This window comes from Pseudoduganella sp. S-14 (genome assembly GCF_049913285.1).
Classification (GTDB): Bacteria; Pseudomonadota; Gammaproteobacteria; order Burkholderiales; family Burkholderiaceae_D; genus Rugamonas.
Window position 1 is genome coordinate 2,390,662 of sequence record NZ_CP183991.1, and the last position, 13,435, is coordinate 2,404,096.

The window sequence follows — 13,435 nt, forward strand, 5'->3', positions numbered from 1 at the left end:
CTATTTAACATTCCTGCCACGCGAGCTGGCCGCTGGCTGCCTCGTTCAGCTGGGCCGCCAATGCCGGCGCGGCGGCCTGTGCGATGCGGAAAGCCAGTGATACGCGCTGCCCGTGGCGCACTTCCAGCAGGGTGGCGCCAGCGGCGGCCAGTTCACGCCGCACCATGCCTTCCATCGAGTAAGGCAGGGTGCAATGCAGTTCGGTATAGCGCACGATGGCGACTTTTTCCACTTTCATCAAGGCTTGGGCCACGGCTTCGGTATAAGCTCGCACCAGGCCGCCCGCGCCCAGCTTGATGCCGCCGTAATAGCGCACCACGGCTGCCAGCACGCCTTCCAGGTCCTGGTGGCGCAGCACGTCGAGCATGGGGCGGCCTGCGGTACCGCCGGGTTCGCCGTCATCGACTGCCGCCGACTGGCCGCCGGCCAGCAGGGCCCAGCACACATGGGCCGCAGCGGGATGCTCGGCGCGCAGGCGGGCCACGATGGTCTGCGCCTCGGCGCGGCCGGTTACCGGAGAGACAAAACCGAGAAAACGGCTCTTCTTCACAATCAAATCGCTAGTCGCGGGAGATATAATGGTTTGTGGCATGGGGCCAACATGATACAGCTTTGCTGAACAGTTAACGTCCGGCTTCCCTTACAATGCCGTTGCAATTTGTTCAACTTGGTCTACGTGGCGACGTTCGTGGCAACTTATCGGATCAAAACCCTTGGCGTACAAAGCGGCTTCCTGCAGGAGCGGGTCGAGGCACGCCTGATGCTTTTGTTCCGCCGCCCCCTGGAGGCGGTACGCCCGATCACGGCCGGCAATGGCGCGATCGTGAAGAAGGGCGTCGACTGGGCCATGGCCGAGCGCTTCCGCGATGCCTTGATGACCTGCGGAATCCGCTGCGAAGTGGAAGAGGAAAAGGCGCCGCCCCCGCGCGCGACGCTGGCAGAATACGCGGTCCAATTGCAATCGCACCTGGAATTGCTGGACCCGGGCCGGCGCTGGACTTTCATGGCGGCCGAAGGCGAACTGTTTGGGGTTCCCGGCCCGGAGTCGCCCTATCCGCTTGAACTGCTGGTGCCGCTGGAGAGCATGTACCAGGAATGGCTGGGGGCATCGCTGGCCGCCAGCGAAGACCTGTTGCGGCACACCGCAGGCATGGTCCTGATGGGCAATACGCCTGGCATGGTGGAGGAGGCCGTGCGCCACCTGCTGCCGATTGTGCGCAACAGTGCCGAGCGCGGGCAAGCCATGCTGGCGGCCACCCGGGGCTATTCGCCGCTGCTGTTCCGTCCACTGTGCGAGGGCCTGGAAATGGGCCTGGCCTTCCACCGGGGCACCGTTACCCACCGCGTGGCACGGGCGCATCTCGAGGCCTGGGGGCTGACCGAGGATGCAGCCTTCGAAGCGGCTTTCGCCAATTTGCGCGCGCGCTCGACCGCGCCGTTGCTGTCTTCCCCGCAAGGCGTCTTTGCCGGCGGATGGGAAGACGGCTACAGCTCCTCGCGCATGCTGCTGCCTGAATTGATCAAGGCGGCCGTGCCGGATGGACGTCCGGTGGTCATGGTGCCAACGCGCGGCATGCTGATGGTATGCAGCGACCAGAACCTGGTGGCGATGGAAGCGATGCTGAAGGCCGCCATCGAAGCCATGCGTGAAGAGAAAATGGTCATGCCGCGCCTGCTGCGCCTGGTGGACGAGCGCTGGCAGGTCTTCGTGCCGCCAAGCCTGGAACGGCGCCTGAACAGCCTGGCCAAATACGTTGAAGGCAATGATTACCGCCTGCAGAAGGAACTGCTGAAAACGCACGAATGGGCCAGTGGGCGCAATCGCTGCGTGGTCACCTACCTGGTCGGCAAGCTTGGCCCGGAGCAGGTCCGCACCAGCGCCTGCACCTGGACGCGCGACATGCCAAGCCTGCTGCCGAAAACCGACCTGCTGTACTTCGCCGATCCTTCCAGCCTGGATCCGCCGATTACCGTGAGCTGGGACGCCGCCATGCCGGTGGTGGGCGCGCTGATGCAGCGCACCGACGATTACCCGCCGCGCTATTTTGTCGAAGGCTTCCCGAACGAGGTGCAGTTGGCACAACTGGCCGATATCGCTGCCGCCGCGCGGCGCGAAGCAAAGGCGAAGGCTCTTGCCGCCGCCCAGGCTGCACAAGCAGCCATGGCCGCGCAGAACACCCGGCCCATGCTCGACTCGCGGCGCATGCAGACCGTGGCGGCGGTGCTGAACCGTCCGGTCGGCGAAGTGCTGCGCAGCGCGCTTGGCCGCAAGGCCGGCGCCAAAACCGCGCATGCTCGATAACAATGCACTGGTGGCTGCGGCCACGCCCGTCTTTCTTGTCATGATCGCGGCCGAAGCCTGGCTTGCCCATCGCCGCCGGCTGCAGGCCTATTCGCTGGCCGACAGCCTGACCAGCATCGGCTGCGGCATCTGGACCGTGACGCTGGAAGTGTTCACCAAATCCGCCATGCTGCTGGCCTATGGCTGGGTGTTCAGCCATTTGTCGCTGTGGCAGTCGGCGCCCGCGTCGGCCTGGACCTGGGCGTGGTCGTTTGTCGCCTTCGATTTCGTCTATTATTGGGCGCATCGCTGGTCGCACGAGATCAACTTCCTGTGGGCGGTGCATTCGCCGCATCACCAGAGCGAAGAGTTCAACCTCACCACGGCGCTGCGGCAGGGCGCTTTCCAGGATCTATTCCACGCGCCGCTGTTCATGGCGCTGGCGCTGCTCGGCTGCCCGCCGGGCGTCTTCATCATCCAGCTCACGCTGAGCAAGTTCTACCAGTTCTGGATCCATACGCGCCTGGTTGGCCGGGTGCCGCTGCTCGAGGGCATCCTCAACACGCCCAGCGCGCACCGGGTGCACCATGCCGTCAACGACGTCTACCTCGACCGCAACTACGCCGCCACGCTGATGATCTGGGACCGCCTGTTCGGCACCTATATCGAAGAAGGCGAGGCGTGCGTGTACGGCGTGCGCAAGGGCGCGCCGGGCTGGAATGCGGTGTGGGCGCAATTCGCCTGGCCGGCCGTGATGTGGCGCGATGCGCTGCGCACTGCGCGCTGGCGCGACAAGCTTTCGCTGTGGTTTCGCCGCACCGGCTGGCGTCCCGCCGATGTCGTCGCTGCCGATCCGTGGCCGGCCTTCGCGCTGCCGGCGGGCCGCCTGTACAGCGCCACCCGCGCCACAGCCGGCGCTGCGCGCTGGACCTTCGCCGCGCTGTCGATGTTTGCTGCCGCGGTGGCCATGCAGAACCAGCTGGTGGTGCATGCCGCCGCGCTGTCGCTGGCGGCCCGGCTGGCGCTGGCTGGCGCGGTCACTGCGGCGCTGCTGCTGGTGGCGTATTGCCTGCAGCCTGTTGCCCCTTCTGCCGCCAGCGCACCAGCCAGAACACGGGCAGGCTGACCGCGCCCAGCGCCATGCCCCACCAGAAGGCTTCCTTGCCCATGCCGTAAAAGGCCCAGAGCGAAAAGACGCAGCTCATCACCGCACTCAGGGACAGCGCTGCCCCTCGCGCCAGCACGCCGCGCCGGTGCAGCCTGAATACCGCTGCGCCGCCGACCAGGTAGAGCGGCATGCTGGCTGCTGTGACCACCAGCGTCAGGAAGGTGAAGGCTTCGGCCGTCGAGCGGCTGTAGTTCATTGCGATCATCACGCTGGCCAGCGCTCCCACCAGCAGCAGCGACCAGGCTGGTGCGCCGTGGCGGTTGGGCGCTTTCAGCATAGAAGGGAAAATGCCGTGGCGAGCCATCGACGCGGTCACCTCGCCCGCCAGCATGGTCCAGCCATTCAGCGCCCCCAGGCCGCTGAAGATGACGGCCGTCGCCAGCCAATGCCCGCTGCCGCCATCCCAGTAGCGGCGGAACAGGTCGACGAAGGGGGCGCTGGAGGCGGCCAGCTCGGCCTGCGGCAGCAAGAGCATGGGAATCGTGCAGACCAGCACATACACTGCTGCCGCCACCAGCGTGCCGGCAATCGTGGCGTGCGGGATGGTGCGTTCCGGCTCGTGCACCTTGGTCGCAGGCAGCGAGGCGCATTCCACTCCCAGCATTGCGAACAGGGCGATGGTGCCGGCTGCGGCGGTTCCGTCCAGCGTGAATGGCGTGGGCGGCAGGTGCGCCGTGTAGGCGGCACTGTCGGCTCCAAAGATCCACGCGCCCAGCAGCACGATGGCGCTCATCGGCAGCAGCTTGAGCGCCGCCGACACCAGTTGCACCCGGCCCGAAGCCAGCGCCCCGCGCAGGCTGACCAGCACGAAGAACCAGATGATGCCCATGGCCGCCAGCGGCGGCAGGGCCGGGTGCGCGGACAGCGCCGGCACCAGCGTTGCCAGGTAGCCCACGATGCCGATCGCCAATGCGGCATTGGTGACCCAGATCGACACCCAGTAGCACCACATGGTGAAGAAGGCAACGCCGTTGCCGAAGGCGCGCCGGCAGTAGCCGTAAGGCCCGTCTTCGTCCGGCATGGCGCGCGCCAGGCGGGCGAAGACGTGGGCGATGAACAGGCAGCCGATGACGGTGATGGCCCATCCCGCAAACGCGTTCTTGCCGAACGGCGCCAGCGCGGCGGGCAGCATGAAGATGCCCATGCCGATCATATTCCCTACGATCAGGGCTGTGCACATCCAGAAGCCGAGCGGCTTGGCCTTATCCGTGGCGTGCATAGGCCGCGCGCAGCAGGTTCTGGAAATGCCACACGCCGCTTTCGCGCCTCGGGTTCAGGCGCCCGGCGCTGTATGAGCCGGATGCCAGGCCTCGCTGGACGTGCTGGCAGATGCTGATGTCCTCGGCCTGGATCTCGTCGCTGAAGGCTTGCTCGGCCTGGGCCCGCGCCTGCACTGCCGGATCGTCGGCGTAGTAATAGTCGAACTCCACGATGCACTGCCGGTGCCCGGCCGGCAGGATGCGGTTGGTCTGCAGCCGGCCCGGCATGATGTTCAGCATGATGTTGGGGTAGATAAAGTAGTACCAGGCATTGCCGTCGCCGTAGATGCCCTCGTTGTTGCGCAGCGGCGAGTGCTGCAGCGAATGCCATTGCGCCAGCTCGGTGTCGTAGGCGCGGTAGTCGAGCACCTGCGACAGGCCGGGATGGACGAAGGGCAGGTGATAGCCCTCGAGGAAGTTGTCGATATAGACCTTCCAGTTGCATTCGAGCTTGTAGGTGTCGCGCTTGGCGAAGCGCATGGACGACAGGCCTGCCGGGGCGATGCGCTCGGCGATGCCGGCAAAGACCTGTTCGAACGGCGGCGCGGCGGCATCCAGCGCCACGAACACCAGCCCCTGCCACTCGCGCACCTGGATGTGGGGCAAGCGGATCGCCGACTTGTCGAAGCCGGCCGCGCCTTGCATTTCGGTGGCCGCACGCAGCGTGCCATCCAGTTCGTAAGTCCAGCCGTGGTATTTGCAGTGTAGCGCCCGCGCGCCCTTGCCGTTGCAGGTCGCGAGCGGGCCGGCGCGGTGGCGGCAGACGTTGAAGAAAGCCTGCAGGCTGCCGTCGCCCTGGCGTATGATGATAATCGGCTTGCCGGCAATGTCGCCGACGACATGGTCGCCAGTTGCGCTGAGCTCCCCGGCGTGCGCCGCCAGTTGCCAGGTCGATCCGAAGACTTCCCGCAGCTCGAATTCCAGCCATTGCTGGTCGGTATAGAAGCTGGCATGCAGCGCGTGGGCGCGGTCCAGCGGCTCGATGCGGCAATGCTCCTGCAGGGTCATATGTGCTCCGCGGCGCGAAAGATTTACTGTCTCATAAATTGCAGCGTACTGGAAGAAAGAGGTTGCTAAAATGGACGAACGCCTTTTCTTTGAAGGCCTGCAAGCCTTGGCCGCTGCGGCCTTCCCCAAGCATTGCGGCAATTGCGGGCGGGCTTTCGCCACGGCGCAGGAATTCATGCAGCAGACCCAATCGGTGCGCAAGGACATCACTGGCCTCAAGCAAAGCTTCGACGACGACAGCGTTGCGATCGTCGAAGCCTATCGCAATTGCCTGTGCGGCTCGACGCTGATGGATTTCTTCAGCGACAGGCGCGATATCTCGCAAGCCGGGGCCCGGCGTCGGGAATTGTTCGAGAAACTGCTGCCGCACCTGCAGGAAAAGGGCGCGACGCCGGCGGCGGCACGCCTGCATTTGCTGAAGCTTTTGCGTGGCCCGGGGAACTAGAGTATTATAGGTAGGTAGCCTACCTAACTAGTTGAGCCAATGCCGAAAAAACATGAAGCAAGCCTGTCGCCGCGCGTGCTCGCCGCCAGCGAGGAGCTGCGCCTGACGCTGAAACGCCTGGTGCGCGAGATGCGCCGCGACGCCAGCGAAAACGGCGGCGATATCCCGCTCGTGCAGTACATGCTGCTGTCCATCATCCAGGAACAGCCGGGCATAGGCGTGGCCGAACTGGCGCGCATGGAAAACGTGCGCGCCGCCACCATGAGCGGCCATGTCAAGGCGATGGAGGAGGCGGGGCTGGTGCAGCGCAGCGCGCCCGATCCGCAAGACCGGCGCCGCTCGGGCCTGCAGGCGACGGCGCTCGGCGCCGAATGCATCGAAGCCCTGCGCGACAGGCGCCGCGACTGGATGGCGCAACGCATCGCCCGCCTGACGCCGGCCCAGCTGGCTGCGCTGGAAGCTGCCATTGAACCCCTGAACATCATCGGAACTCCATGAAGGACACCCCTGTTACCGAGCGCGAAATCCGCGCCGTCTACCTGGCCATGATGGCCGTGCTGGGCCTCAGCGCGCTGGACCAGAGCATCGTCGCCACCGCCTTGCCTCGCATCGTGGCCGACCTGGGCGGCATGGCTCACCTGTCGTGGGTGGTCACCGCCTACGTGCTGGCGTCCACTGCCACCATGCCGCTGTACGGCAAGCTGGCCGACCAGTACGGCCGCCGCCCGATGATCTTCGCCGCCATGGGCGCCTTCCTGCTTGGTTCCGCGCTGTGCGGCCTGTCGCAGAACATGACGCAGTTGATCGTGTTCCGCGCGCTGCAGGGCGTGGGCGCGGGCGGCTTCCTGCCGCTGGCGCAGATCATCATTGCCGACATCATCCCGCCGGCGGAACGCGGCAAGCGCATGGGCATGGTGCCGGTGGTGTATGCCGCCACCAGCCTGCTTGGGCCGGTGCTGGGCGGCCTGATTACCGACGCCCTGTCGTGGCACTGGACGTTCTACGTCAACCTGCCGGTTGGCGCCGTGGCCTTCTATGCCATCGCACGGGCGCTGCACAAGGAAAAGGTGCACCATGCGCACCGTGTCGATTACCTGGGCTCCGTGCTGATGACCGGCTCGATCACGTCGGCGCTGCTGGTGCTGGCGCTGGGCGGCACGGAATGGGCCTGGGATTCCCTGCAGGTGCAGGTGTGCAGCGCGGTGGCCGTGGTGCTGGGTGCCTGGCTGGCCATGCATGTACGCAAGGTGCCGGAGCCTGTGCTGCCGCCGGATTTGTTCGGCAACCGCGTCTTCAATATCGCCAGCGTGGTGATGGCGTTGACCTTCATGGGCCTGATGGGCGCGACCGTGTTCTTCCCGCTGTTCTTCCAAGTGGTGATGGGCAGCAGCCCGGCCAGTTCCGGCCTGCTTACCGTGGCCATGATGATTGGCCTGGTCGGTTCTTCCATGCTGAGCGGCCGCAGGCTGGCGCGCACCGGCAAGTACAAGGGCGTGCAAGTGGCTGGACTGGTCGCCGCGCTGGTGGCGTTCAGCACCCTGGCGCTGGGCATGGAGTCGGGGTGGGGCTACTGGGTCATCGAGCCGGCGATCTTCCTGCTCGGCGCTGGCCTGGGCCTGGTGATGCCGAACATGACGATCGCGGTGCAGAACGCCTTGCCGCTGCCGCGGCGCGGCGTGGGGACGGCGATGCTGACCTTCTTCCGCTCGCTGGGCGGCTTGCTGGGCGTGACCGGTTCGGGCGCCATGCTGGCGCATTCGCTGCATGTCCACGGCGTGAACGCCGTGGCGGCCGTCGGGCCCGGCGTCAGCGTGCTGGCTTCGACGGTGGCCGTGTATCGCCACGCAATTGCCGGCGTCTTTGGCGCCGGCGCGGTGCTGGTCCTGCTAGGACTGATTGTGCTGCTGTTCCTGCCGGAGATCGCGCTGGCAGGGCACAAGGCCGATTAGCGCGCGGCGCCGGGCATTCATCAACGAACGAGCAGCAGGCCGATGGCGAAGAAGAACCAGGCTAGTGCGCCGAGCACGCACCAGACGATATTGGCCGCAGTGAAGTTGTCGTTGCTGCTGCCGGCAGGGTCGCCGCTGCGGATGTTGATTTCGAGCTGGACCCGCTTCAGCAGCAGGCCAGTGGGGATCAACAGCAGGATCGAGACCACGTCCAGGAGCAGCGAGCCGGTACCGGCCCATGACAAGGCGTAGCCAGCGAGCATCAGGAACACCATGCCGGTCGCGTAGGTGTCGCTGTTCCAGCTGCGGCCTTTGCCGCTGGGGTCGTAGTCGGCGACTTCGTGGTACAGGGTATGCGTAAAGAAGAGGGCGAACAGGGCGCGCGGCAGCGGCCAGACGTCATCCCCGGTAGCGCGCTTGTGCCGCTGCCAGTTCTGGAAGTTCCAGTGCAGCTGGAACAGGCCGAAGGTAAGGAAGAACAGGATCAGCATCTTGCGCGTGGAGACCACGTAGAAGCGGTCTTCCTCGCTGGAATGGAAATGTTCGTCGAGGTTGGCGCTCGGCGCGGCGTATACGTTATCAGACACTGGGAATCCCGAAATTTTCAGAGTGCAAATTGTAACTTCTGTTGCTGGCAGCAAACTATCGAATAGTCACGGGTTGCATAAATCCGACATCAGGCATCGTGCTCGCGCGCAGCCCGCGGGCCAGGATGACTCATACGTTTTCGGAATATCAATACTGAAAGACGCAATACTTTGATATTGCAAGCCCTGCGTAACATTGGCTCACCAAAACCAAAATAACGGAGACAATTTATGCGTAAGACTGTATTGGCGGCGCTGATCGCAGAGATGCTGCTGCCGCTGGGTGCCAATGCTCAAACGGCGGAAGACCAGATCGATCCTTCTGCCAAGGTGGTGGTGAGTGGCGTGCGTGCTTCGCTGGCGTCCTCGCTCGCAACCAAACGCTTGCAAGAAGGCGTCGTGGATGCCGTATCGGCCGAAGACGCCGGCAAATTCCCCGATACGAACATTGCCGAATCGCTGCAGCGCGTCACCGGCGTGCAAATCCAGCGCAACAACGGGGAAGGGCGCTACATCTCGGTGCGCGGCCTGGGCCCCGAGTTCAATAATGTGCTGGTCAACGGCCGCACTATGACCAGCGACACCGGCGGCCGCGATTTTTCGTTCGACCTGCTGTCGTCCGACCTGATCTCGAAGGCCATCGTCTACAAGACTTCCATGCCTTTCCTGCCGGAGGGCGGCATCGGCTCCACGGTCGATATCCAGACCGCGCGTCCCTTGTCCGGCAAGGCTGGCCACTCGGGCGTGATCAATGTATTCGACTCCTACGATTCGAACTCGAAGAAGAACACGCCCAACGTCAGCGGCATGTACTCCTTCGCCAATGAGAACAAGACTTTTGGCGTGACCGGTTCGCTGTCGTACACCGACCGCGCGTCGAAGCAGAACAAGGCCATCAACGATGCCTGGAACCTGCGCGACGTGTATATGATCGACGGCGACCTGAATTCCAAGGGCCTGACCATGGCTAACGTCACCAGCAAGAAGCTGCTGATGCCGCAAAGCTTCGGCTACCAGCAGGAGAACGAAACGCGCAAGCGGCTGGTCAGCAACGTCACCGTGCAGTACAACCCTTCCGCGGACTGGAAGCTGACCGCCGATGCCTTGTATTCGCGCCTCAACCAGCGCAACGACGTGATCGCAATCAGCGACTGGAACAACCCGGTGCAGCTGGGCGTGAAGTATGACTCCAACAACCAGGTCACGAGCTTCCTGCGTCCCGGCGCGAACTTCTTCGCCAATAACCCGGCCCTGGTCGGCGACGGCACCGGCATCCTGACAGATGCCAATTCGAACGACATGATCGTCAAGGGCGGAGACCGGCTGTCGATTACCAAGGCCTTTGGCCTGAACGCGAAATGGAACGCTTCGCCCGAGTGGAAGCTGGAAGGCGATGTCTCGAACTCGCGCACCACCACCAAGACTCCGGACCAGTGGATCGTGGCGGGCATGGTGCCGAAAAATGGCGATTCGCTGACCTTTGGCTCCATCCCGAGCCTGTCGTTCGGCGACGGGATCACGGACCCGAACGCGGTACGCGCCCACGCCGTGTCCAACAAGGATGTGCGCTTTGCAGATGAACTGAGCGAAGCCCGCATGAACGCCTCCTGGGCGCACGAAATGGGCGCCTTCAAGGGCATCGACACCGGCATCTCGCATTCGCAGCGCAAGGTCGGTCGCAACCAGTGGGAAAGCGATTCCTGGAATGCCTTCAGCGGCTACCACGTGTCGCTGCCGTCATCCTTGTTCACGGTGAAGTCGCTGGATAACGCCTTCCCGGGTGCGCCGGCGAGTTACCTGAGCTTCGATCCCTACGCTTACATGAATTACCTGAACCAGCCTTCCACGCTGGCGCTGTCGAACGATCCGGCCCTGTACCTGGACAAGAGCAAGTTCCCGAACGGCCCGATGTCCGTCGATTACACCAAGCCGAACTTCTGGAGCGTGAAGGAAGAGGTGTCGAGCATCTTCCTCGATTCGAAGTGGGAAGGCGAGCGCTGGTCGGCCAATGCCGGCGTGCGCGTAGTGCGCGTGAATTCGACTTCCACCGGTATCAGCCGCGTGCTGCTGTCGGCGACCAAGAGCCCGAACGACACCACCTACATCCTGAACTACGGCCCGGCGGTCGAGACTTCGGTCGAGAACAGCTATAACAGCGTGCTGCCATCGGGTAACCTGAAATTCGACCTGACCGATGACATGGTGCTGCGCCTGGCGGCCTCCAAGACCGAGACCCGGCCGACGCTGAACCAGATGGGCGTGGACAACTGGTACGGCGGCCGTTTCGGCGACGTGCAGACTGGCGGCGGCAATCCTTACCTGAAGCCGATGGAGTCGAAGAACCTGGACCTCTCGTATGAGTGGTACCTGTCCAAGACCAACTTCCTCGGTGCGGCGATCTTCCAGAAGAATGTGTCGAACTTCCTCGAAAAGCGCCTGGAAGACATCACCATCCCGCAGTACTCGGAAGTGGTGCACGACACCCGCATTCGCAACGGGCAGAAGGGCAAGATCAAGGGTATCGAGCTGGCCGGCCAGTATGCCTTCGACAACGGCATTGCGTGGCTGCGCGGCTTTGGTGTCGCCGCCAACTACACCTTCGTCGACGCCACCGCCAGCCGCGACGATGCGGCGGCGCTCGATTGCGGCTACCCGGGCTTGTCGAAGCAGTCGTACAACGCTTCGCTGTTCTATGAGAACGAGACCTTCTCGGCGCGCGTGAGCTACAACTGGCGCAACAAGTTCGCCGTCGATTGCGGCGGCGGCAGCACCCAGCCACGCACCCGTGCAGCCTACGGCCAGTATGACCTAAGCCTGCGCTACAACATCACGCCGAAGATCGCCTTGTACCTGGACGGCATCAACTTGAGCAATTCGCGCATGCACGAATATGCCAACAACGAGAGCCAGTTCCTGACCCTGGAAGACGTGGGGCGCCGGGTCAACGCCGGCCTGCGCTTCGCCTTCTAAGCGAGCAAAGGGGCGATATCGTCAAGATGGGCGGCTTCGAAAGTGGGCAGGGCCTCGGTGTCGTTGTCCAGACGGCCCGGGTTGTACCAGCAGCTTTCGATGCCGAAACGGTTGGCGCCGAGAATATCGGCGTCCAGCCGGTCGCCCACGATGATGGTTTCGTCCTTGCTGAAGGCTCGCGCCATTTTCGTGGCGTATTCGAAAAAGCGGCTATCCGGCTTGGCGTAGCCGCATGCTTCGGAAGTGGCAGTGAAGGAGATGTAATCGCCCAGGCCGGAGCTGGCGATGCGGCGGTCCTGGATGTGCGCGACGCCGTTGGTGATGATGCCCACTTCGCCGGCTGCGGCCAGCGTTTCGCACAGGCGCCTGGCGCCATCGACCAGGACCACGGTTTCGGACAGCGATTCCAGGTAACGGTGACTTGCTTGCGACGGATCGATCTCCAGCCCGTTCGCTGCGAAAGTCTTGCGGAAGCGTTCCACTTTCAGAAATTCCTTGGAGACTGTACCGGCTTCAAACGCGCGCCACAGTTCGATGTTGATGCCTTGATATTGCTGGAACATTTCATCGATGCTGTCACGGAAGCCAAGCTCTCGCAACACGCGCTCAAAGGAAAGCTTCTCGGAAGCGCGGAAATCGAGCAGGGTATCGTCGAGGTCGAACAGGAAGAGGGAATGCTTCATAGTGCAGATAATAAAATAGCCAGCCCGAAGGCTGGCTATTCTATCTTTTTCTGGTAGGCCGTGCGGGGCTCGAACCTGCGACCAACGGATTAAAAGTCCGCTGCTCTACCAACTGAGCTAACGACCCGAAGGGCCCGAATTATATAGACGCGGAATCGTTTCGGCAAGTGCCCGCATGACGCGTATAATCGGCGCCGGAAGGAACCGATCATGACTTACGAAGAATATCTCGACGAAGTGACCACGCTCATCTTCGAAAAATACAACCTGAAAGACACGCTTGCGGTCAAATTGGTGATGGATGCGCAGGACGCCGAATTCTTTGTCCGCCATGACGACGACAAGAAGCTGCGCAATATCGACCAGGCCCACAAGGACGCCAAGTCGATCTACGAAGCCTACGCCGCCCGCACCCAGCGCCGCTAACATGGAGATGGATCGCGACTCGCTGGTGCAGCAGCTTTCGGCAGGCGTGCGCCATTTCGTGCAGTGCAGCTTTGACGAGGCGGACCTGTCGCGCCTCGACCTGCAGGACTGCGTCTTTGAGCGCTGCACTATCAATGAAACGATTCTGTACGCATGCAAGCTGGCTCGCAGCAGTTGGCAGCGTTGCCGCGGCATGTCGGCCGATTTCGAATCGGCGGACCTGGTCGATGCACAATTCCAGGGCTGCGACCTGAATAACAGCAAATGGCGCCGCAGCAAGCTGGCGTCGGCCAGTTTCCGCAGTTGCAAACTGACTGGAGCATCCTTCGAAGAGGTGTCGCACCTGGGCGCCAGCTTCGAGGAAAGCCTGCTGGTTGGCGCGGATATGCGCGGCTTTTCATTCCGCAAAGCGACCTTGAACCAGCTCGATTTTTCGGATGCCGACTTGTCCGGCTGCGATTTCCGCGAGGCCGTGCTGGAGGGCTGCAGCCTGCGCGAAGCCGTGCTCAAGCTGGCCCGCCTTGAAGGCGCCGACCTGCGCGGGGCAGATATCGGCGGCCTGGATCTGGCCGACTTGCGCACCTTCAAGGGCGCCGTGATATCCCACGCCCAGGCGGCGGCAATCCTGGGCGAGATGGGACTGTTGGTCGCCTGATCGC

The 13,435-nt window shown here is 63.5% G+C and carries 13 protein-coding genes and 1 tRNA gene; 8 read left to right on the forward strand and 6 right to left on the reverse strand.

Annotation, left to right across the window (positions count from 1 at the left end):
* Window positions 1-4: 4 nt before the first annotated feature.
* Window positions 5-592 carry an IMPACT family protein gene (locus ACN9MZ_RS10925; protein WP_426342163.1) on the reverse strand — a complete coding sequence of 196 codons (588 nt, stop codon included), beginning with the start codon at window positions 590-592 and terminating at the stop codon, window positions 5-7.
* A 96-nt stretch (window positions 593-688) separates the two neighbouring features.
* Between ACN9MZ_RS10925 and ACN9MZ_RS10930 the strand changes: the two genes are divergently transcribed.
* Both ACN9MZ_RS10930 and ACN9MZ_RS10935 read left to right on the forward strand, forming a co-directional pair.
* Window positions 689-2,302 (forward strand): hypothetical protein, encoded by a 1,614-nt coding sequence (locus ACN9MZ_RS10930; RefSeq protein ID WP_426342164.1) that lies wholly within the window; start codon window positions 689-691, stop codon window positions 2,300-2,302.
* Window positions 2,292-3,407 (forward strand): sterol desaturase family protein, encoded by a 1,116-nt coding sequence (locus ACN9MZ_RS10935; RefSeq protein WP_426342165.1) that lies wholly within the window; start codon window positions 2,292-2,294, stop codon window positions 3,405-3,407. Before ACN9MZ_RS10930 ends, ACN9MZ_RS10935 begins: the two co-directional genes overlap by 11 nt.
* Here the strand turns inward: ACN9MZ_RS10935 and ACN9MZ_RS10940 are convergent.
* Window positions 3,319-4,668, reverse strand: a complete 1,350-nt coding sequence (locus ACN9MZ_RS10940; RefSeq protein WP_426342166.1) for an amino acid permease — start codon at window positions 4,666-4,668, stop codon at window positions 3,319-3,321. The two genes, ACN9MZ_RS10935 and ACN9MZ_RS10940, sit on opposite strands and share 89 nt — an antisense overlap.
* Complete coding sequence (locus tag ACN9MZ_RS10945; protein WP_426342167.1) at window positions 4,652-5,716, reverse strand: aromatic ring-hydroxylating oxygenase subunit alpha; 1,065 nt, start codon at window positions 5,714-5,716, stop codon at window positions 4,652-4,654. Before ACN9MZ_RS10945 ends, ACN9MZ_RS10940 begins: the two co-directional genes overlap by 17 nt.
* Window positions 5,717-5,786: 70 nt before the next feature.
* On the opposite strand from ACN9MZ_RS10945, the gene ACN9MZ_RS10950 reads away from it, so the two are divergent.
* From ACN9MZ_RS10950 to ACN9MZ_RS10960, 3 genes are read left to right on the forward strand one after another with little or no spacing between them, the layout of a single operon-like run.
* The gene (locus tag ACN9MZ_RS10950; RefSeq protein ID WP_426342168.1) at window positions 5,787-6,161 is read left to right on the forward strand and encodes a hypothetical protein; all 375 of its coding nucleotides are present in this window, start codon (window positions 5,787-5,789) and stop codon (window positions 6,159-6,161) included.
* A gap of 39 nt (window positions 6,162-6,200) precedes the next feature.
* A complete protein-coding gene (locus tag ACN9MZ_RS10955) occupies window positions 6,201-6,659 on the forward strand; it encodes a MarR family winged helix-turn-helix transcriptional regulator (protein ID WP_426342169.1) in 459 nt (152 codons plus the stop codon).
* Complete coding sequence (locus ACN9MZ_RS10960; protein WP_426342170.1) at window positions 6,656-8,110, forward strand: MDR family MFS transporter; 1,455 nt, start codon at window positions 6,656-6,658, stop codon at window positions 8,108-8,110. The genes ACN9MZ_RS10955 and ACN9MZ_RS10960 overlap by 4 nt, the downstream gene beginning before the upstream one ends.
* Window positions 8,111-8,130: 20 nt before the next feature.
* Here ACN9MZ_RS10960 and ACN9MZ_RS10965 read toward each other — a convergent pair whose 3' ends face one another.
* Window positions 8,131-8,697, reverse strand: coding sequence for a hypothetical protein (locus ACN9MZ_RS10965; protein ID WP_426342171.1), 567 nt, complete (start codon window positions 8,695-8,697; stop codon window positions 8,131-8,133).
* A gap of 231 nt (window positions 8,698-8,928) precedes the next feature.
* On the opposite strand from ACN9MZ_RS10965, the gene ACN9MZ_RS10970 reads away from it, so the two are divergent.
* Entirely contained in the window at window positions 8,929-11,667 is a 2,739-nt protein-coding gene (locus tag ACN9MZ_RS10970; RefSeq protein WP_426342172.1) for a TonB-dependent receptor, read from the forward strand.
* Here ACN9MZ_RS10970 and ACN9MZ_RS10975 read toward each other — a convergent pair.
* Window positions 11,664-12,350, reverse strand: a complete 687-nt coding sequence (locus tag ACN9MZ_RS10975; protein ID WP_426342173.1) for a YjjG family noncanonical pyrimidine nucleotidase — start codon at window positions 12,348-12,350, stop codon at window positions 11,664-11,666. The genes ACN9MZ_RS10970 and ACN9MZ_RS10975 overlap by 4 nt on opposite strands.
* Before the next feature lie 51 nt (window positions 12,351-12,401).
* Window positions 12,402-12,477, reverse strand: a tRNA-Lys gene (locus ACN9MZ_RS10980).
* A gap of 83 nt (window positions 12,478-12,560) precedes the next feature.
* On the opposite strand from ACN9MZ_RS10980, the gene ACN9MZ_RS10985 reads away from it, so the two are divergent.
* Entirely contained in the window at window positions 12,561-12,776 is a 216-nt protein-coding gene (locus tag ACN9MZ_RS10985) for a hypothetical protein (RefSeq protein ID WP_426342174.1), read from the forward strand.
* Window position 12,777: 1 nt separating this feature from the next.
* Window positions 12,778-13,431, forward strand: a complete 654-nt coding sequence (locus ACN9MZ_RS10990; protein ID WP_426342175.1) for a pentapeptide repeat-containing protein — start codon at window positions 12,778-12,780, stop codon at window positions 13,429-13,431.
* Window positions 13,432-13,435: the final 4 nt, after the last annotated feature.

Coding starts and splice junctions, on each gene's coding strand:
- ACN9MZ_RS10925 (WP_426342163.1), bottom strand. CDS start 592: ATGCCACAAACCATTATATCTCCCGCGACTAGCGATTTGATTGTGAAG.
- ACN9MZ_RS10935 (WP_426342165.1), top strand. CDS start 2,292: ATGCTCGATAACAATGCACTGGTGGCTGCGGCCACGCCCGTCTTTCTT.
- ACN9MZ_RS10940 (WP_426342166.1), bottom strand. CDS start 4,668: ATGCACGCCACGGATAAGGCCAAGCCGCTCGGCTTCTGGATGTGCACA.
- ACN9MZ_RS10945 (WP_426342167.1), bottom strand. CDS start 5,716: ATGACCCTGCAGGAGCATTGCCGCATCGAGCCGCTGGACCGCGCCCAC.
- ACN9MZ_RS10950 (WP_426342168.1), top strand. CDS start 5,787: ATGGACGAACGCCTTTTCTTTGAAGGCCTGCAAGCCTTGGCCGCTGCG.
- ACN9MZ_RS10955 (WP_426342169.1), top strand. CDS start 6,201: ATGCCGAAAAAACATGAAGCAAGCCTGTCGCCGCGCGTGCTCGCCGCC.
- ACN9MZ_RS10960 (WP_426342170.1), top strand. CDS start 6,656: ATGAAGGACACCCCTGTTACCGAGCGCGAAATCCGCGCCGTCTACCTG.
- ACN9MZ_RS10970 (WP_426342172.1), top strand. CDS start 8,929: ATGCGTAAGACTGTATTGGCGGCGCTGATCGCAGAGATGCTGCTGCCG.
- ACN9MZ_RS10975 (WP_426342173.1), bottom strand. CDS start 12,350: ATGAAGCATTCCCTCTTCCTGTTCGACCTCGACGATACCCTGCTCGAT.
- ACN9MZ_RS10985 (WP_426342174.1), top strand. CDS start 12,561: ATGACTTACGAAGAATATCTCGACGAAGTGACCACGCTCATCTTCGAA.
- ACN9MZ_RS10990 (WP_426342175.1), top strand. CDS start 12,778: ATGGAGATGGATCGCGACTCGCTGGTGCAGCAGCTTTCGGCAGGCGTG.